Annotated in this window: 13 protein-coding genes; 3 read left to right on the top strand and 10 right to left on the bottom strand. The window is 67.9% G+C overall.

Going from position 1 to position 20,033, the window contains the following annotated elements; genetic code table 11:
* Positions 1-72: 72 nt before the first annotated feature.
* From KY501_RS39965 to KY501_RS39920, 10 genes are all read right to left on the bottom strand, one after another.
* Entirely contained in the window at positions 73-4,803 is a 4,731-nt protein-coding gene (locus tag KY501_RS39965) for an immunoglobulin-like domain-containing protein (protein ID WP_224369159.1), read from the bottom strand.
* Between the two features lie 282 nt (positions 4,804-5,085).
* Positions 5,086-6,420 carry an amidohydrolase gene (locus KY501_RS39960; protein ID WP_224369158.1) on the bottom strand — a complete coding sequence of 445 codons (1,335 nt, stop codon included), beginning with the start codon at positions 6,418-6,420 and terminating at the stop codon, positions 5,086-5,088.
* Positions 6,421-7,054: 634 nt separating this feature from the next.
* Positions 7,055-9,601, bottom strand: a complete 2,547-nt coding sequence (locus tag KY501_RS39955; RefSeq protein ID WP_224369157.1) for an ATP-binding protein — start codon at positions 9,599-9,601, stop codon at positions 7,055-7,057.
* Between the two features lie 145 nt (positions 9,602-9,746).
* Entirely contained in the window at positions 9,747-10,898 is a 1,152-nt protein-coding gene (locus KY501_RS39950) for a BMP family ABC transporter substrate-binding protein (protein WP_224369156.1), read from the bottom strand.
* Between the two features lie 9 nt (positions 10,899-10,907).
* Complete coding sequence (locus KY501_RS39945; protein WP_224369155.1) at positions 10,908-11,771, bottom strand: ABC transporter permease; 864 nt, start codon at positions 11,769-11,771, stop codon at positions 10,908-10,910.
* Complete coding sequence (locus tag KY501_RS39940) at positions 11,768-12,823, bottom strand: ABC transporter permease (RefSeq protein WP_224369154.1); 1,056 nt, start codon at positions 12,821-12,823, stop codon at positions 11,768-11,770. The genes KY501_RS39945 and KY501_RS39940 overlap by 4 nt, the downstream gene beginning before the upstream one ends.
* Complete coding sequence (locus tag KY501_RS39935; protein ID WP_224369153.1) at positions 12,820-14,331, bottom strand: ABC transporter ATP-binding protein; 1,512 nt, start codon at positions 14,329-14,331, stop codon at positions 12,820-12,822. Before KY501_RS39935 ends, KY501_RS39940 begins: the two co-directional genes overlap by 4 nt.
* Before the next feature lie 179 nt (positions 14,332-14,510).
* A complete protein-coding gene (locus KY501_RS39930) occupies positions 14,511-15,227 on the bottom strand; it encodes a FadR/GntR family transcriptional regulator (RefSeq protein ID WP_224369152.1) in 717 nt (238 codons plus the stop codon).
* A gap of 129 nt (positions 15,228-15,356) precedes the next feature.
* Positions 15,357-16,961 carry a golvesin C-terminal-like domain-containing protein gene (locus tag KY501_RS39925; protein WP_224369151.1) on the bottom strand — a complete coding sequence of 535 codons (1,605 nt, stop codon included), beginning with the start codon at positions 16,959-16,961 and terminating at the stop codon, positions 15,357-15,359.
* 296 nt (positions 16,962-17,257) lie between these two features.
* On the bottom strand, positions 17,258-17,620 hold the full coding sequence (locus KY501_RS39920; RefSeq protein ID WP_224369150.1) for a nuclear transport factor 2 family protein: 363 nt from the start codon (positions 17,618-17,620) through the stop codon (positions 17,258-17,260).
* A gap of 167 nt (positions 17,621-17,787) precedes the next feature.
* Between KY501_RS39920 and KY501_RS39915 the strand changes: the two genes are divergently transcribed.
* From KY501_RS39915 to KY501_RS39905, 3 genes are all read left to right on the top strand, one after another.
* On the top strand, positions 17,788-19,353 hold the full coding sequence (locus KY501_RS39915) for a P-loop NTPase family protein (protein WP_224369149.1): 1,566 nt from the start codon (positions 17,788-17,790) through the stop codon (positions 19,351-19,353).
* A gap of 109 nt (positions 19,354-19,462) precedes the next feature.
* Positions 19,463-19,699, top strand: coding sequence for an addiction module protein (locus KY501_RS39910; RefSeq protein WP_224369148.1), 237 nt, complete (start codon positions 19,463-19,465; stop codon positions 19,697-19,699).
* Complete coding sequence (locus KY501_RS39905) at positions 19,696-20,004, top strand: hypothetical protein (protein ID WP_224369147.1); 309 nt, start codon at positions 19,696-19,698, stop codon at positions 20,002-20,004. Before KY501_RS39910 ends, KY501_RS39905 begins: the two co-directional genes overlap by 4 nt.
* The last annotated feature ends 29 nt before the right edge of the window (positions 20,005-20,033 follow it).

Here is a 20,033-nt window from a genome sequence, read left to right as displayed (position 1 = left end):
CCCTTCCGGGCGCGGTTCGAGCCAACTGGTATGCCTGTCATACCAGTTGGCTCCAGGCCGCCGCCCGAGGCGTTACTGGCAGAAGCCCTGATCCGGCAGCGGGTTGATGTGGCCCTCGGCGCTGCCCGTCATCGACACCGCGTAGATGCCGCCGTCCCAGCTCCCGTTGTTGAAGGTGAGGCGGGCGTAGGGCGCGAGCACCGTGCCCCGGAACCCGATGCCCTGCGCGTTGATCGTCGTGGCCTCGGGGAAGTTGTAGAGCACGGTGCTCTGATCGAGCCCGCCGTTGAGCGTGATGCTGAAGCTGCTCAGCGAGGCCGAGGTGCCTCGGATGTTCACCACCGCCAGCGAGTTGGCCGGCGCCGTGATGGACAGGTTGGTGGCGCCCGAGAAGGCAGTGGCGTTCACCTCGAAGACGTTCACCGTGGGGCTGGTGCCCTTCAAGACGACTCCGCCCCAGGACTCCTTGGTCGTGGTGCCGTTGATGACCATGTTCGCCAACTGCGACGTCAACGTCCTCAGCTCTGAGAAGCGGGTGGCGAAGTTGATGGGGGTGCCCTTGGCCAGCGTGCCTCGGTGGATGACCACGTCCGAGTCCGGGGTGTAGGTGCCTCCGTACCAGGTGTCGCCCCAGACGCCGCCGTGGGAGAGCGTCAGGTTGCCGCCCGCCACCAGGGTGTTCGCGATGTCGCTCGCCGGCTGCCCCGCGCCCACGGTGAAGTTCGTCATGGAGAGGTTGCCGCCCACGGCGATCTTCCCCTGCACGTCGTGGCCGCCGCTGTAGTCCTCGAGCAGGAAGAGGTTGAAGTCGTTGAGGTGGATCGCCGCGCCCTGCACCGTGATGGGCCGCGTCGCCGTGGCCGTGTGGCCCGTGTTGTCCGACACGCTGTAGGTGATGGCGTACTGGCCCGCCCGCGTCTGATCCAGGTTGCTGCTGGTGACGATGCGCGAGGTGAGGTTGCCCGCGCAGAGATCCGTGGCCGTGGCGCCCGGATCCACATAGGGCGCGCCATTGCAGGGCAGGACGGAGGGCCCCGGGTTGAGCTGGATCTGCGGAGGCAGCGTGTCCCGGACGGCCACGGCCCGGCCGCCACTCACCCGGTGGCCCGTGGGATCGGCCGCCGAGTAGGCCAGCGAGTAGTTCCCGATGACGGCGGAGTTCACCGAACCCGTGGTGGTGATGGGCAGGGTACCGGCGCACAGGTCGGTGGCCGTGGCGCCCGCATCGGTGTACGGCGTGCCGCACTCATGCTGCAGGTTGGCCGAGCCGAGCACCGTGAGGGTGGGCGGCAGCGTGTCCGACACGTTCACCGTGCGCGCGAGCGGAGGAGAGCTGCGGCCCGAGGGATCCGAGACGGTGTAGACGAGGTTGTAGCTGCCCGGGCTGCCGGGGTTCACGGAGCCCGTGCGGGCGATGCGGTTGGTGATGTCTCCGTAGCAGGCGTCGTTGGCCTTAGCGCCAGGGTCGTTGTAGGGCGTGCCGCACTCCAGCGCCTGGCTGGCCGAGCCGAGCAGCGTCAGCGTCGGAGGCAGCGTGTCGTTCACCGTGACGGTGCGAGCGCCGTACAGGGTGACCTTGTTGCCCGACGGATCCGTGGCCGTGTAGGTGATGAGGTAGCTGCCCGGCGCGTTCGGGTTGGCCGAGGTGCTGAGCACCACCGTCACGGGACCGGCGCACGCGTCCGCCGCCGTGGCGCCCGGATCCGTGTACGTGCTGCCGCACTCCAGCGTCTGGGTGGGCGGGCCGTTCATGGTGATGACCGGCGGGAGCGTGTCACGCACCGTGACGGTGCGAGTCACCTCGGGGGCGGCCAGGTTGTTGGGGTCCTTCACGTTGTAGCGAACCGTGTAGGAGCCCAGCGTCGCGGTGTTCACCGTGCCCGTCTTGACGATCTGGCTCGTGAGGTTGCCGTAGCACTGGTCGATGGCCGTGGCGCCCGGATCGTTGAACGCGGCGGCGCACTCCTGGGCCAGGGTGGCCTGGCCGTTGAGGGTCAGCGTCGGCGCGAGCGTGTCGCTCACGGTCACGGCGCGGTTGGAGGAGTAGCCCGTGTTGCCGGAGGGATCGGTGGCCTTGTAGTTGATGTTGTAGCTGCCCGGCGTGCCCATGCTGATGCTGCTGGCGTTGACCACCGCGGTCAGCGGGCCGGCGCAGGTGTCGGTGGCCGTGGCACCCGGATCCGCGTAGGTGCCGCCGCACTCGGCCGTCTGGGGAGAAGGAGTATTGAGGGTGACGGTAGGCGCGGTGGTGTCGCGGATGTTGACGGTGCGAGTGGCTTCCGCGGCCGGGTGGTTGGCCGCATCCTTCACGTTGTAGCGCAGCACATAGGAGCCCAATGCGGCGGTGTTCACGGTGCCGGTGCGGATGACCTTGCTGGTGAGCACGCCGTCGCACTGGTCGTTGGCGCTCATGCCGGGCTCGACGAAGCTGCTGCCGCACTCGCGAGTCACATCCCCGCCGGTGAGGGTGAGGATGGGGGCGAGGGTGTCCGCGACGGTGACCGAGCGCGTGACGATGGCCGAGGTGTTCCCCAGGGAGTCCGCGGCCTGGTAGCTCAGCGAGTAGGTGCTGGGCACCCCCACGCTCACCGTGCCCGTGCGCGTGATGTTGCTCTGCGGCAAGGCCCCCTCGCAGAGGTCGGTCGCGCTGGAGCCCGGATCCGCATACGTGCCGCCCTTGGTGCACTCCACCGGCTGGTTCACCGGGGCCACCAGCGTCACCGTGGGCCCGAGCGTGTCGTTCACGGTCACGGTGCGATTGGAGGAGTAGCCCGTGTTGCCGGAAGGATCGGTGGCCTTGTAGTTGATGGTGTAGATGCCCTTCGCCCCCATGTTGATGTTGCTGGTGTTGACCACAGCGGTCAGCGAGCTGGCGCAGGTGTCCGTGACGGTGGCGCCCGGATCCACATAGGCGGTGCCGCACTCGGCCGTCTGGGGCGAGGGTGTGTTGAGGGTGACGGTGGGCGCGGTGGTGTCGCGGATGGTGACGTTGCGAAGGACTTCCTCGGCCGGGTGGTTGGCCGCGTCCTTCACGTTGTAGCGGAGCACGTAGGTGCCCACCACGGCGGTGTTCACCGTGCCGGTGCGGACGATCTTGTTGGTGAGCATGCCGTCGCACTGGTCGTTGGCGGTGATGCCAGGCTCGACGAAGTTGCTGCCGCACTCGCGGGTGACGTCTCCACCGATGCGGGTGAGGGTGGGGGCCAGGGTGTCGGCGACGGTGACCGAGCGCGTGGCGATGGCCGAGGTGTTCCCCGCCGAGTCCGTGGCCTGATAGCTCAGGGTATAGGTGCTGGGCACCCCCACGCTCACCGTGCCTGTCCGGGTGATGCTGCTCGGTGGGAGGAGGCCCTCGCATGGGTCGCTCGCGCTGGACCCGGGATCCGTATACGTGCCGCCCTTGGTGCACTCCACCGACTGGTTCACCGGAGCGGTGAGAGTGACTGTCGGCGGCACCTTGTCCGTGACCGTCACCGTGCCCGTGCACGTGGCCGAGTTGTTCGCCTGGTCCGTGCACGTCAGCGTCACCAGCGTGTTGCCGATGGCGTACGGGCCGGCCGGGCCCTGCGTGCAGCCCACCAGATCATTGTCCGGATCGAACGAGCCGTTGTTGATGTCGGCCGCCATGCCGCAGGTGTTCGTCGCCACCACCGTCACGTTCTTGCACAGCGCGGTCGGCGGATGCTTCTCCGAGATTTGAGGAATCTTGCAGAACGACGTGCAGGCGCCGATGGACGCGGAGGAATCCTGGCTGCGGCCGTTGTGGATGCCGTTGTCACATTCCTCGCCGAACTCCGTGTCCACGTGTCCGTCGCCGCACCACTGCCGGTGGCACGTCCACGAGCAGGTGCTCTCGGGAGGCTGCCCGTCACCCGCGGGGCTGCCGTTGATGCCGTCTCCCAGGTCGCACTCCTCTTGGCCATAGGGCAGACCGCATCCGGCTCCCAGCGTCATCGCCCCGCGCAGCAGGATGTACGGCGTGCCCGCGACCACGGTCTCGTTGCCGGGATCGTAGGTGTAGTCCGTGTAGGTCGTCTCGCCGGGCACCGGCGCCCCGGAGGAGTTCATCGCGAGCGCCGCGAACGAGAACGTGCGCTCCGGGTACTGGGTGAACACCGAGCGGGCCGCACACCCTCCCGCGCCGCCGAGCAGCCCGTCCCACAGCCCGTCGGAGAGGAGGTTGTTGTACATCTCGAACATGTGCCCGGAGTCGGCGCACGGAGACAGGCCTTGGACCCGGAAGCTGCCGAAGGGCTCCAGCAGCGGGACGGGCGTGTTGCCCGGGGCACTCCGGTAAGCGCAGCCCAGCGAGACGTACATGCCCGTCGTGTACTGCACCGAGTTGAGGACGAAGCGGACTCCGTTCTCCACCAGCAGGTCCGTGCCGTTCGTCGTCGGGTCCGTGGCGAGCAGCGCCACGTCTCCGTCCACGATGGCGCCCCACGTGTTGCGGTTGTCGATGGCCGCCTGGAACGCCGCCGTGCCGCTCTGGCAGGCCGCGTCTCCGATGATGATCGCCTTGTAGGCCATGAACTGCGTGGCCGTCAGTGCGCTCCACTGCGCTGGTGTCACCACATCGATCTGTGTCGTCGAGGATGCCGCGCGCACGGCGTCCGCCTCGCGGCTGTTGATCCCTCCGTTCACGCTGCTGCCGAGGATCAGCACCTTGTTGGTGCTGCGGACCTCCTGGCGTGTCGTGCGCGGCGACGGATCCGAGCGTGAATCAGGTGCACTCTCACCACAGGAAACAGCAACCAGAGCAGCTACCAGCAGGAGCACTCGGCCTACGGCACGCAGCATCATTGGATGTCCCCCTCGATGATCTGCGCGGCGGCAGAATGAACCGAGAACAACTCCGCGCGGGATCCCCGGTCATCCACGTGGTGGCCAGGGATTTCGCATTCAGTGAGAGTTGGTGAAAAAGCGTTGCTCGCAGGGTAAAAAACGGCAAGCCGAAAAGAATAGGGGCTCTCCCTGTGAGCCGCGTTCCTACCCCCGAGCGGATGTATCAACCGCGTGCGATGGATGTATCAACCGCGAGATACACACCCGGGCTCGAATTGTGCCGCAGGGGTGGATCCGTGGTTACGGCTTGTAGACCTGGATGCGCGCTTCGGGCACACGGCGGGCCAGGTGCTCCATGTGACGGGCGACCTCGGAGAGGACGCGGGCCTTGTCGAGGGTGAGCAACTGGCGATCGCGCATGAGGAGGCGGCCGTCGACCATGACGGTCTGCACGTCGCTGGCGCGCGCGCTGTACACCAGTCCAGCGGCGAGGTTGTGGGGTGGCTGCCAGTGAGCGCCACCGGTGTCCACGAGGATGATGTCGGCCAGGAAGCCGGGGGCGAGCTGCCCGAGCCTGTCGCTCATGCCGAGCACGGCGGCGCTGCCGCGCGTGGCGATGTCGAGCGCCTCGGGGATGGGGAGCACCTCGGGGTTGTTCGCGTCATGCTTCTGCATCAGGGCCATGAGGCGGAGGCTCTCGAGGATGTCGAGCGTGTTGTTGCTGACGGCGCCATCGGTGGCGAGGCCCACGGGGATGCGGGCCTTGCGCAGCGAGGGGATGGGCGTGAGGCCCATGGCGAGCTTGAGGTACGTCTTGGGCGCGTGCGCGATGCCCACGTGGTCGCGGTAGCGGGCCAGGCGCTCGGTGTCCTCGGGAATCAGGCCGCAGCCGTGGGCGATGATGACCGGGACGCTGAGCACTCCGGTGTTGTCCAGCACCTGGATGGGCGTCATGTCTCGGCGTTCCAGGCTGGCGAGGGTCTGGTTCATGTCCTCGGCGGCGTGGATGTGGATGCCGATGCCCAGGCGCTTGGCGTGCTCGACGGAGGCGCGCAGGAAGCCGTCATCGCAGGTGTAGGGGGCGTGAGGCGCCATGCAGGTGGTGATGCGGCCGCCGGCGCCGCCCTTCCAGCGCTGGGCGAAATCGGCTGTTTCATCGAGCGCCTTGCGGCCCCGGCTGCCGAACACGGCCCAGCCGAGGTGGGCGCGGGTGCCGGCTTCTTCGACGGCGCGGGCCGCCTGGTCCATGAAGAAGTAGTGGTCGGCGACGGTGGTGACTCCGCCCTCGATCATCTCGATGAGACCCAACTGCATGCCCCAGTACACGGCCTCTTCGGAGAGGTTGCTCTCGAGGGGCCAGATGAACTCGTTGAACCAGCGCTCGATGGGGACGTCCTCGGCGAGGCCGCGGAAGAGCACCATGGGCACGTGGGAGTGGGTGTTGATGAGGCCGGGCATGGCGAGCTTCTCGTGCGCCTCGATGACTTCGAGGCCGGGCTCGGGGGGCTGGCCGGTGGGGCGCACGGCGGTGATGCGGTTGCCTTGGACGACGATGTCCTGGTTGCGGACGATGGTGGGCACGCCGCGCTCACCGGGCACGAGCGCGTGGCAGTTGCGGAAGAGGGTGTCGGTCATCGGAGGCTCATTTGGAACGCGGGGGAGTCGAAGTCGGCTGGCGTTGAGGTGGAAACTTGGGCTCGTAACACCCGCCCTTGTATACGTATCCCTCCTCTTTGCAGTCCTCCACCGTGGCATCCAGTTTCAACCAGCAGCCGCCATGGATGGCGACCTGTAGGGAGCCAGGGCACTGTCCATTCGCGTTGGGTCTCAGCTGCCCGGGTAATGGCTTGTCGGGCATGTTCAAGGCGCGCACAGGAACAGGATCAGCATCAGAGCCCCTGCCGCGAGCAAAGGGCGCAGCCGCTGGGGATACACGCCGCCGGATGGGGCTTGCCAATGGCCCGAGTCCAGCAAGCGGGGGACGCTTGGGTGATGGATGCGCCTGAGCAGCTCCGCCTCGCGTTCGAAGCGCGGATCCTCGGCATGCAGCACGGTCCCACCTCTGTTCCTGGGGGAAGACAGGCCGGATGCAGATAGCGGGGGCGAACCTTCTCCATGAGACACCTCGAGTGGAGTCAGCACTGAGCTCAACGGAGCTGGAGCCTACTCCACGCGTAGGAAGCCAGGAGAGTCATCTCACGGGTCGGGTCTCGATTGCACGCCGCCCGTCACATGCCAGGGCTGCGGGAGCCACGGTTATGAGGACGGCTCACTTCCGGGCGGCGGCAGGCGCCATGGGCAGCTCGACCGTGAAGGTGGCTCCCTTCCCAGGAGTGCTCTCCACGCGCACCGTGCCCCCCAACGCCGCGACGATCTGCCGGGTGATGTAGAGCCCCAGCCCCAGCCCGCCGTAGTGACGCTCGGATACCGCCCGCTCGAAGCGGCCGAAGATGCGCGAGAGCGCCTCGGGCGCGATTCCGATGCCCTCGTCTCTCACCGTCAGCCGCGCGCGGGTGCCATCCACGCTCGTGTTCAGGTACACCCGTCCCCCCGCGCCGTACTTGAGGGCGTTGCTCAGCAGGTTCGTGACGACCTGCTCCAACCGCAGCTTGTCCCACCGGCCGATGATGGGAGCCTCCGCCGCGATGTTCATCGGAGAGTGCGTCTGGGCCGCCTGCGCCTCGAACCGCAGCGCCACCTCGCGCACCACCGCGGCCAGATCTACTTCCTCCCACGTCACATGCAGGCTCCCTGCCGTGATGCGAGAGATGTCCAGCAGCTCGTTGATGAGCACGCCCAGCTTGCTGACGATTCGCTCGACTTCCTCCAGCCGGGTGCGGAGCCTCTCGGGACTCACCACCGGCCCCTCCGCACTCGCCGCGCGCAGCAGCGACTGCACGTGCAGCTTGAGCGACGTGGTGGGTGTGCGCAGCTCATGCGCCGCCACCTGGAGGAACTCGTCCCGCAGGCTCACCGCCAACTGGGCCTTCCGGTACAGCAGCGAGTTGTCCAACGCCACCGCCGCCTGGGCCGCCAGTCCCTCCACCAACTGCTCGTGCTCCTTCCGGAAGCGGCCGGGCTCCGGATGCCCGAAGAAGAGCCCTCCCAGCACTTCGCCCGTGCGGCCCTTCACCGGTACGGCCAGGTAGCTCCTCACCGGCAGGTGCCCCTCCGGCATGCCCCGGTAGGGAGGATTCTGCCCGTAGTCCGGAGAGCGGGTGACGTCGTCCAGACGCACCGTCGCGGTGCCGGCGAACGTGGGGCCGAAGATGCGCGTGTTGCGCGGCATCGGAAAGCGCGAGAACGCCTCGCGCGGCACGCCTGACAGCGTGTACAGCAGGTAGGACTCGCCCTCGTCATTGGTGAGGTTGTGGAAGAAGGCCCCGAACGCCGCGCCCGTCAGCTCCGTCGCCTCGTCCGTCACGCGCTGGACGAGCTTGTCCCGATCCAGCTCCGATGCGAACGCCAGGCCCAGGCGGGAGAAGATCTCCGCCGTGCGCTTCTCCCTCTCCGCCTGGTGCACGGCCTCCTGGGCCTCGCGGAACAGGCGGCGCGTCTCCAGCGCCCCGGCCACCCGCCGCGCCAGCTCCTCGGCCATCTCCAGCGCCTCCCCGTCGAAGGCCACGCTGGGCTTGCAGGCGCTCAGGAGCATCAACCCCAGCAGCCGCTGCTGGCCATGCAGCGGGGCCGCGATGATGCTGTGGACGCCGAGTGCTTCTATCAGTTGCAGGTGCTCGGTGGACTGCGCGATGTCCTCCGGGGTGAACAGCATCACCTTGCCGCTCTCCAGGGCCAGGTGCAGCCGGCTGATCGAATCGCTCCGATGCGCGAAGCGCCGGCCTTGTTGCAGCAGCGGCCAGAGCTGGGGATCCCGGTGCGCCACCGTCACCCGCCGCAGCGTGCCGTCCTCTTGCAGCAGGTCCACGGTGCAGATGTCCACGACGGAGTCCGCCGCGAGCCGGGCCACGCGTTCGAGCAGCGCATCGACGCCATCCCCGCTGTCCTCGAGCAGGCGGCTGGCGTCCGAGAGGAAGTGCAGCTTCTGCTCGGCCCGCTTGCGCGCGGTGATGTTGCGGCCCACGCCGATGAAGCCCATCGCATGCCCGTCGGCGTCGCGCATCAGGCTGGTGGTGATGTCCACCCAGATGTCGGCGCCATCCTTGCGACGGCCTCGCCACTCGCCGACGAAGTCCTTGCCTTCGAGGATCAGGGACAGATCCCGGCTCAGGCCCGAGGTGTCCTGCTCCGGGTAGAGCATGGCGGGCGTCTGGCCCAACATCTCCTCGACCGAGTACCCGAAGAGAACCTGGGCCCCACGGCTCCAGTGGATGATCCGGCCGGAGAAGTCCGTGACGATGATGCTGTCATGGACGTTTCGCAGGATGTTCTCCTGGAAGCGGAGCTGCTCCGTCGAGCGGCGGTGGGCCGTGTGCAGGTCGATGCAGACGGACACCTTCGCCCGGAGGATCTCCGCGTCCACGGGCCGGAAGAGCACGTCCACCGCGCCCGCCTCGTAGGCCTGGACGACCTGCCGCGGTTCGAGGCCTGGATCGCTCAAGACGATGAAGGGCGGGTGGGGGCTGGGCGTGCGCTGGCGGATGAGCCTCGCCAGCTCGAAGTGGGCCGGGGCGAGCACCCGCACGTCCAGGAGCACGGCGGCGAACTCCTGGTGGAGCAGGTGCTCGAGCGCCTCCTGGCCGGACGAGGCCTGGATCAGGTGATGTGCCAGCGGTTCGAGGGCGATTTCGAGGCTCTGGCGGTGGGCCAGCTCGTCTCCAATCCAGAGGATGTGACTGCCGGCCCTCGATTCCGCCACCGCCTGACTCCCATGTATCCCTGGTGAATGCCCGCGAGCCTCGTTCTAACAAGCGGGTCGGCGGGGGCGAGCCGTCCCGAGTACTCCAGTCCGACTCGTGAACACTCCGCGAGCGCTTGCCCCTCCAGGAGGAGCAAGCGAGGGCCTACTTCGGCTCGTCGGCCACGGGGCCCACCACTCCCGGAGCCACCCACTGCATCTGGTTGAGCTCCTGCTGCGTCATGACCTTGCCGGCGGGCACTCGCGTGGCGCCGTTGCGGTCCTGCAGGGGGCCGGTGAAGGGGTCGAACGCCGGCTTGCTGGAGGACATGTCCTTGAGCAATTCCTGCACGCGGTCGTACACGGACACCTGCTTGCCGCCCACGGTGAGCTGCGCCTTCTTCAGCGCCTCCACGTATTTGGGGTTGATGGGCAGGCCCGGCTGGCCGCCCAGCTCCACGGCCCCCTCGCGCAGCAGCCACCAGTAGTCTACGTCCTGGAGCTTGCCGGGCGCGTAGGTTCCGTCATGCACCTTGCTCAGGAAGTCGATGTAGATCTTCTCCCAGTGCACGAGCTGGCCGGACACCACGGAGTCCGGGGCGAAGCGATACATGGGCGAGTAGTGGGCGAAGCTGGGCACTTTCTTGCGGCCCGCCACCTGGACCACGGTGGCCGTGTCCTCGGTGAAGGCGAGCACGTCATTGCCCTCGGCGATGAGCGCCTCGGCGGCCTCGCGCGCCTTCACCGGGCTGACCCAGGCGTTGATCCACTTCACGTTCACCGTGGCCTTGGGGTTCACCGCGCGCACGCCCAGAGCGAAGGCGGAGATGTGGCGCTTGAGCTCGGGGATGGGGAAGGCCCCCACGTAGCCCACCTTGCCTGAAGTCGTGAGCGCTCCGGCCATGAGCCCGTTGAGGTAGTAGAGCTGGTAGAAGTCGGCCATATAGGTGGCCATGTTCGGCGCCCGCTTGAAGCCCGCGGCGTGGGCGAACACCACCTGTGGATACTTCTTCGCCGCCTCGAGCGTCTGGTCCATGAAGCCGAAGCTGGTGGTGAAGACCACGTTGCAGCCACCCTTCACCAGCCGGTCGATGACGGGCAGGGCCTGGCCCTCGGGCACGGCCTCGACGATTTGCGTGGTGAGCCAGGGCAGCGCCTTCTCGGTGAGCTTGCGCGCCTCATCGTGCGCGTAGCTCCAGCCGATGTCTCCCACCGGCCCCACGTAGATGAAGCACGCCTTGAGCTTGGTGTCCGCGGCCCGCGCCGGGCCTGCGAGCACTCCCGTGAGTACTGCCAGCAACAACGCCTGTGTCTTCATGAATCTCCTCTATCGCTCGCCCCGGTGATAGGGCCTGCCCAGCGCCGCGGGAGCCGAGCCCTGGGTGCGGCGCAGTCCCGCCAGGGCCAGTACCACGATGACCAGCAGATACGGCATCGCCGCGAAGAGCTCGGTGGGCACGTGGCTCTGGTCCTGCAATCGGAATTGCAGGTAGTACAACAGTCCGAAGAACACCGAGCCGAGCACCGCGCGCAGCGGGCTCCAGCCTACGAAGATGACGAGCGCCACGGAGATCCATCCCAGGCCCGCCGTCATGCCATCCGTCCACGCGGGCCGGTAGGCGAGCGAGAGGAAGGCGCCGGCCAGCCCGGCCATGGCTCCGCCGAAGGCCACGGCCAGGTAGCGCACCGCCACCACATGGACGCCCAGCACGTCCGCCGCGGCGGGGTTCTCTCCTACCGAGCGCAGCACGAGCCCCGGCCGGGTGGTGTGCAGGAAGGCCCAGAGCACCACGGCCAGCACGCCGGCTGCCACGGTGAAGGGCAGCTCGGGTGCGGGCTCGAAGAGGATGGCGCCCTCGTAGCGCTTGCCGAGCAGGCCCGCCACGCCCAGCCCGAGCATCGCCAGGGCCAGCCCGGACACGTAGGAGTTGGCGCGAAGCGTGAGGGTGACGAAGCCGTGGAGCAGTGCCGCCAGGGCTCCCACGGCCATGGCGAGGCACACGGCCAAGCCCAGGGACTCGGCCTCCGAGGCCACGCCGAAAGCGGCCAGCGCCCCCATGGCCATCATGCCCTCCACGCCCAGGTTCACCACACCGGAGCGTTCGTTGATGAGCACACCCAGCGAGGCCAGCAGCAGCGGCGTGCCGAAGGAGAGGGCTCGCTCCAGGGCTTGGAGGATCTCCTGAATCATCGCTCCCACCTCAGCCGGTAGCGGGACAGGGACTCGCCAGCGATGAGGCACAGCAGCAGGAGCCCGCTGAAGACGTCGATGACGCGGAAGGGCATGTTGAGGCTGATCTTCAGCAGATCTCCTCCGGCGAGGATGAGGCCCATGAGGGGTGCGGTGAGCAGCACCAGGGCGGGGTGGCCTCGGGCGAGCCAGGCCACGATGATGGCGGTGAAGCCGTAGCCCAGGGAGATCTGCGAGGGGTCCAGCAGCCGGTGGTGGATACCGGCCACCTCGCCCACGCCGGCCAGCCCGGCGGCCCCGCCCGAGAGCAGCCCGGTGAGCAGCACCACCCGGGGAATGGGCATGCCGGCGTAGCGAGCGGCGCGGGGGCTGGTTCCCACCACGCGCAGCTCGTAGCCCAGGGGCGTCCGCGTGAGCAGCACCTGGAGCGCCACCGCGAGCACGATTCCCATCACCAGCGTGGGCCAGTGCACCAGTGAATCTCCCAGCAGCGGCAGCCAGGCGGGAGCGGGGAACTCGTCGGTATAGGTGTAGCCCTGCACCTGCTCGCCTCGCCACGGGCCGCTGACCAGGTAGAGGACGAGGTAGCCCGCCACCGAGTTCAGCATCAGCGTGGTGAGGATCTCGTTCACGTCCACGCGGGCTCGCAGCCAGGCAGCGGGCAGCGTCCACAGGCCTCCGGCTACCGCGCCCGCGAGGAACATGAGCGGCAGGGTGAGAGGGCTCGAAGGAAGGAAGAGCGCCACGGCCGTGCCCGCCGCCGCGCCGAGCAGCAACTGTCCCTCCGCGCCGATGTTGAAGAAGCCCACCCGGAAGGCCAGCGTCAGCCCGCTGCCGATGAGCAGCAGGGGGATGGTGCGGCGCAGCACTTCGGTCAGCCCCTGGCGATCGGCCAGCGTGCCCTCCAGCAGTGTGCTGTAGGCCTCCAGTGGACCCACTCCGTAGGCGGAGAACACCGCGCCGGCCAGCGTGAACGCGAGCGCCAGCACTCCCAGGTACACGCCGAACACCTTGGCTCGGTGGGGTAGCGGATCCTGCTCGAGGCGGATCATGCCGCTCCCTCCGCCGCCTGCGTCATCATCCTTCCGAGCCGTTCCAGGCCCACCTCGCTCGCGGGCCAGGGGCCGCGCAGCTCGCCCTGGTAGAGCGCCGCCACGCGGTGCGAGAGGGCGAACAGCTCCTCCAGGTCCTCCGTCACCAGCAGCACGGACATGCCCTCTTGAGCCCGCTGGATGAGGAGCCGGTGCACCTGCTCGGTGGCGCCCACGTCCACTCCGTACGTGGGGTGCGCGGCGATCAGCAGCCGAGGCGAGCCCGCCAGTTCCCGAGCGAGCACGGCGCGCTGGATGTTGCCGCCGGACAGCAGCCGCAGCGGTGTGTCCGGGCTTGGCGTGGCGATCTGATAGGTGCGGATGAGCTCGGTGGCCTTCTGCTCCAGGCGCTCGCGATCCAGCCAGGGCCCGCGGCGCAGCTCCGTGCGGAAGGTGCGCAGGGCCAGGTTCTCCGCCACGCTCATGGTGGGCACGGTGCCTGCGGGCCGTTCCTCGGGTACATGAGCCACGCCGCGGGCGAAGAGCCGCGCTGGCGAGTGGTCCTCCAGGGGTTGTCCCTCCAGCAGCACCTGACCGTGGAAGGGACGCAGGCCCGTGAGCGCCTCCACCAGCTCGCGCTGGCCGCTGCCGGCGACTCCCGCGATGCCGAGGATCTCTCCGGGTGCCACGGTGAAGCGGACCTTGCGCACGGCAGGCAGCCCGCGATCGGAGCGTACCTCCAGGTCCTTCACCTCCAACCGCACGCCCGACTGTGGAGGCGCGAGCCGAGGCCGAGGCACTGCGTCTCGTCCCAGCATCAGCTTCACCAATTGCTCCTGGGTGGCCTCGCGTGCCGGTAGTTCGCCCACCTTCTTGCCCGCGCGCAGCACGGTGATGCGATCGGCGTGAGCGAGCACCTCATCCAGCTTGTGGCTGATGAAGAGGATGGCCATGCCCTGGGCCTTGAGCCTCGCGAGCTGCTGGAAGAGCGGCTCTACCTCCTGGGGAGTGAGCACGCTGGTGGGCTCGTCCAGGATGAGGACGCGAGCCCCCTGCAGGAGCGCGCGGAGGATCTCCAGCCGCTGCTTCTCTCCCGCCGACAGGTTCTCCACGCGGGCTTCGAGGTCCACCTGCAAGGGCTGACCGGCCAGACGCTCGCGCAGCGTGGCCAGCAGCCGGCGCCGCGTGAGCAGGAAGCCACCGCGCAGCCCGAGCGCCAGGTTCTCAGCCACCGTGTGCCGGTCCACGAGCAGCGGGTGCTGGGGCACCAGGGCGATGCCCAGTTTCAGGGCCTGGGCAGGCGAACCCACCCGAACCGGGCGGCCCTCGAAGAGGATCTCCCCAGAATCCGGCGCGTACAGGCCATAGAGGATGTTCATCAACGTCGTCTTGCCGGCCCCGTTCTCTCCCAGCAGGGCGTGGACCTCGCCGGCATGGAAGTCCACGCTCACCTGGTCATTGGCGATGACGCCGGGGAAACTCCGGGTGATGTGGGCGAGCCGGAGGAGCGGAGGGGGGGACGTCTCCATGCGGAGCACGAGCTTGCCACAGCCCGGCCTCTCCTCCTCCAAGGAGATCCACCCCCGGAGCCGTTGCTGTACGAACCAGCGGGATGCGTTCCCGTGGAGGCCCCCTCTGTGGCGGAGGCTTGGACCAAACCTGTCCAACTAGCAGACAGGTTCGGAAACGTCGCGCCCGACAGGGCCTCCTATTCGGGCGCCGGGGCCAGGTGGTCGAGCAGCTGCACGTCCAACGCCATCAGGCGCGCCGACAGCTCGCGTCGCAGCGTCGTCCCATCCCTCTCCAAGAGGGCGTGGAATGCCAACATGGCCCACTCTTCGATGGCTGGCCCTTGCAGGTGTGGGAGGACTCGCTCCGAGAAGCCCCAGAAGGCCTGCTCCAAGGATTGGACGAGCAGCGCATGCCCTGGCCGGTCCACGGCGTGTGCGGCGAGCCGCATCAGCTCGAACTCCTGGCGCACCCACCCGGAGCGGTCCAGTTCCCAGTGCGCCTCATCTCTCAAGAGGAAGCAGGCACTGCTCAAGAGATCCAGGTCCTCCTTGGGAGCCAGTTGGCAGCAGGCTGCCAACAGGTCGACCGTGATTTCCCGCTTCAATGCAAAGTAGCCCTCGAGCAGCTTTCTCCGGGCCGGGTCGGCGCGACCTTCTTCGGGGAGCACCAGCTTCAGGTTCTCCAGCGTGAGCACCTCGCCTACCGCCACGGTGCGAGTCCGTCGCCCCGGGTGCCGGGTGATGAGCCTTTTGGCGGCCAACCGCTGCAGCGCTGCGCGGATGGTGGTGCGAGAGACGCCATAGCGCCTGGCCATCTCATGCTCCGAGGGGAGACTGCCCCTGGGGTACCGGCCCAACGCAATCCCCTGCTCCAGCTCTGCCTCGATTCGCTCCACGAGCCCCTTGTGTTCCATCTCCGCCGCCCTCCTCGTTGTCAGCGTTCCTCATCCCACCAGAGGGGTCTGACAGAGGGCGGGGAACTCCTCGGGTATGGAGGGGAGCCGGGCCCGGAGCCAGGAGCTCCGAGCCCACCCCGTTACCCGCTACTCGATGCGGATGGCATCCGCGATGACGACATAACCCTCGGCAGCCCAGCGGCTGAGCTGCACCTCGTTCCAGCCCGCCGAGAAGTTGAAGGTGCCCAGCGTGACCCACTTGCCCCCGTTGGCCTGCTGGTTCGCGTACACCGTGCCCAGCTTGGTGCCGTCCGCGTTCCAGATGATGAAGGGCGCCGCGCTCGAGCGGTTGGTGCCCGCCGTCCACCACGCCTGGACCGTCTTCGTGCCAGCCGCGGCCAGGTTGAACCGGAACGTCGCCGGATCCGAGAGGGCCTCCGTGGAGGCGAAGTAGTAGTTGCTGCCGTAATACCCGGGCGTGCCGGACGAGACCGTCCAGTTCGAGGAGACCTTGAACTCGGCCACCGAGGCGTTGTTGTTGGCGTTGTTGGTATCCACCACGATGCCCGCGGCAGGGGCGTCATTGCAGAATTCCTTCACCTTGCTGATGTACGTCGACCACGGCCAATTGGGGCCCGGGTCCGTGCGGTTGTTCGGCTGCAGCTTGCCGTGGCCCACGATGTGGTAGCTGTCTCGGACCACCGTCTGGTCCTTCGAGATGTTGCACGACAGCTTCGCCGAGGCGTCGATCTGCCCCGTGGGGAAGGACGTCTGGCTCGCGAAGCCGGCGTGCTCGATGCCCACCGAGAAGTGGTTCACCGAGACGGTGTTGAGCCCGCACATGACGTTGCTGTTCAGGGTGCAGTCATAGGAGGCCGCCACGTGCCAGGCGCGGTTGGCCTCGGCCACCAGCTGGGAGATTTCACTGCCGCTCTCGTTCACCACGTAGTGGGCCGAGGCCTGTGCCGCCGAGTTCGTCAGCCAGCCCCAGCAGCCCGAGTACTCGCCCTCGCACGTGTGGATGACGATCATCTGGATGTCGGTGCCCGCGGGCCGCGAGCCGTAGTTGGGAGACGCATGCCATACGGACTCGGCGTAGTCCGGGCCCGCCGCCATCGCGCGCACCGAGGGCTGCGCGAACTTCGCCTCCACCGGCGTGGGCATGATGGAGGCCGTCACCTGGCCGTTCGTTCCCTCGGCCACCACGCCGTTGCGCAGCGTGCTGTACACCTGGCGGTGCACGTACCCGGCCTGCGCATCCGCGCTGCTGATGCCGCTCAGCCGCACCACCGCCGGAGCCCAGGCGCCCAGGTCCTTGCGGTCCACCTTCAGCTGCTCGGCGTATGAGGACAGCAGGGCCGCGGCCGCGCGGATGTTGGAGGCCGCATCCGTGCGCACCTGCTCTGCCGAGACACCCGCCAACGCCGCTCCGCGCACGATGGCCTCACCGCGCAGCGCCATCAGGCCGTGAGCGGCCGGCATGCCTTCGAACTCCTCCTCGCCGTGCACCATCTGCCAGCGCGTCTCGGTGAAGGAGATGGCTTTGAGCAGATCGGCCGGGACATCGAACTCGCGGGCTGCTTGAGCGAAGAGCGGATCCAACTGGCCGGTGGATCCGCGATTGAGGACGTCCTGCGCCGCGTCGATGGCGCTGGAGGGGTTCTGCGCAGGCTCCGGGGTCTCTTTGGGACCACAGGCGGCCAGGGAGAGGGCCGCGGCGGCGGACGCGAGCGCTTGACGCAACGTGAACATGAACACTCCTGGATGGGGGGAAGGGTGCTGCAGTGGCGGGGTCTGCCCAGCAGCCCTCGTGCCAACACTCCGTTCCCTCGGGAGCCGCGCCAGGGGCTCGCCCGAAGTGGAGCATCCATGCACCAGTCGCTCGGTGAACACTGGAAGGAGGCCTTCTCCCACCCTCGTGCAAGTGCGCGGACTTGCAGGGGAAAAGGCTTCTCGGAAGCATCACACCCGCATTCTCACGGGGTGGGGAGTCGATGCCGCATCTGTCCTGATTTCAGACGATTTCCGTGATGGCGAGCTTTACCTGCTCACGCGAAGATAGGGGAGGGGTCGAGGTGCGAGAGGTAGCGCTGGATGCGCTGTTCCTTCACATCGAACACGTTGCAGAAGGGCACGGTGATGCGGCGGCCGTCCTTGATGCGGTTCATGGAGAGTTCCCCACGCACCACGATGCCCTGCGGGGTCTGCCACACGTCCATCAAGTCATGCCGCATGTTGCGAGCCATGGAGAGGATGGCGTGGATGACTTGCTTGGCGCCCTGGGGCCCGGAGACGGGAACGCCGCTGCCGATGCGGAACGAGGCGTCCTCGGAGAGGTACGCGGCCCACCCTTCGATGTCGCCCTGGTCGAACTTGGCGAACAGCTCGTGCACCCAGGAATGGTCAGCCATGTGCCCTCCTACCGAGTGACGTACCGCATCTGAGTTCTCCCTCGGAGTTCCGTCAAGCCAGGCCCTGCGAATTCGTGCAGTAATGACTACCTGTCGGGTCGCCCTGATCCATGGCGTGCCGCGTTACGATGTTCGGGCCGGAGAGGAGCGCTCGCGCGGGAGAGGCCATGGAGCACGAGAAGAGCATCCGGGAGCAGGGGCGCTTCGCGCAGCGGTTGGCCGAGGACATCCGCTCCTTGTTCGAGTCGGTGCCGTTCGGTTCGGAGGTGTATCGGGCCTCGGAGGAGCTGGCGCGGCTCGCGCGGCCGGTGGTGGCGGTGACGGGCGCGCGGGGCGTGGGCAAGAGCACGCTCCTGCGAGCACTCGATGGTGCGAGGGTTCTTCCCGCCGGCGCCTCTGCTGCCGGACCTGATGTTTCTGATCCGCCGGAAGGAGCTTCTCGGCCTTGGGAGTGGCTGGAGGTGTCGAGCGACGCGCAGGCTGCGGAGACGCTGAGCGCACGGGCCGGGCTCTGTGTCCTCGTGACCTCCGCGTTACAAGCGCTGCCGCCCGAGGAGCTCACGCAGCTTCAGCAGCTCGCGGGGAGCGCTCCGGATATCGCGCTCCGGGTGGTGCTCACGCGCGTCGATGAGCTGCCGGCGGGGGAGCTTCTGGCAATGAAGGAGCGGGTCCGCAAGCTGTTGGTGGAGGCACTGCCTGGCCGGACGATCGCGGTCTCGGTGGTTTCTGGCAGGACGGGTGAGGGCGTTCCGGAGCTGCGAGAAGAGCTGGCCTCGGCGCTCTTCCGGGTGCAGCGGGACCGATTGCTGGAAGAGGTCGAAGCCTGGGGCGCGGCGCTGTTGGATCTGCGTGCGCTGTTGGAGATGCGTGAACTGGCCGCCGTGAAGCCCGAGACGATCGATCGCGTGAGCGCGCGGCTGGATGCGCTGTTGCGGGAGGAAGGCGCGCGGCTGCGGAGCCAGCTCCCCGCCGTGGCGGAGCAGTTCCAGCGAGACACGGAACCGAAACTGCCGCGGCCTCAGCGCCAGCTGACGAAGAGTCTCCAGGAGGCGCTGGTGGCGAGGCTCCGCGCCGGAGTGGAGGGAGTCCACTCGCGGCTCAACGAGGAGCTGGCTCGGGCGTTGCGAGAGGACGTGGATACAGCGACGACGCTGGCGCTCACGGACCGGTTCCAGAGCGTGTTGAAGACAGGGCCGCGATTCTTCGACTGGCAGTCGGCGACGAAGGTGGGCGCGGTGAGTGCTGCGGGAGCGGCCTTGCTGGCAAGAGCGAAGAACAAGCCTTCGGGTTGGGCACTGGCGGGGGCCGCGCTCCTGGGAGGACTGCTGGGAGGGCTCATGGGCAATGCCTCGACCGTGGAGACTCCGGCTGCGCTCCGGGATCAGGTGACGGAGCCCCAGCTCCGAGACGCTGAGCAGCGTTTACTCCGGGCCACAGAGTCCTCGCGAGAGGATCTCGCGCGACTGTGCGAGCTGCTGCGCAAGGTGATCCACATCTTCACGGATCCGAAAGCCGCAGGGTATGAGCTTGCCTCATTGCAGCGGGAGGTGGCCCAGGCGAGGGAACGCCACGAACAGCTCGCGAACGAGGTTCGGGCTTTCGTGCAGAACCTGGAGGCCGAGGCGCTGCTGGAACAATTGAACATCCGGATACCAGGGGCGCCGGGCCCGGCTGATGCGGAGGAGCCCACGCCGGGGGCGCTACCGGCCGGACGTTCGTCGGACCACGGATGAGAGGCTGCGGCCCCGAAGTGTCTGCCGGTCCGGCCTGCCCCTCCCCGGCGACTCTCTGCGAACCGGTCTGTCGCTCGACGTGGCTCGGTGGGAGCATTATCGTTCGGACATGACACGCCGCGCTCGTCAGGTGCTCGATGAAGCCCTCAAGCTCTCGCCCGAGGAGCAGTCACTCGTCCTGCGCGAGTTGCTGGTCCGGCTGGAGGGCGAGCCCGAGCCGGATACAGAAGCAGCATGGGCTCAGGAGATCGAACTTCGGGCGAAGCAGGCGCGGGCTGGTGCCCAGCCGGCAGGTGATTGGGAGACGGTCTGCGACGAGATTGAAGCCGAGCTCCCCAGGAAATGAGCCCGAAGTTGACGCTCTCGGTGGAGGCCCGCCGCGAGCTTCGTGAGGCAACGGTCTGGTATGAGACACGCAGTCCCGGGCTCGGGCACGAATTGCTCATGGCCGCTCGTGACTGCTTTCGTCGCATCGAGGCCAGCCCCGCCGCAGGCAGCCTGATGGAAGGAGTCTCCGCTGATGCAGGGGCTCGCAGGATCCTACTGAAGAGGTTCCCGTACGCCATTGTCTACATCGAGATCGATGCGAGTGTGCGCGTGGTGGCGTTTGCGCACCTGCGACGCAAGCCGGGTTATTGGAGGAACCGCTGACAGGCTTGGCCACGCTGGCAGGCCTTGTT

This window comes from Hyalangium versicolor, assembly GCF_020103695.1.
In the GTDB taxonomy this organism is placed as follows: domain Bacteria; phylum Myxococcota; class Myxococcia; order Myxococcales; family Myxococcaceae; genus Hyalangium; species Hyalangium versicolor.
The sequence above is the reverse complement of the archived record's forward strand: the minus strand, read 5'-3'. Positions and strand labels throughout refer to the sequence as shown.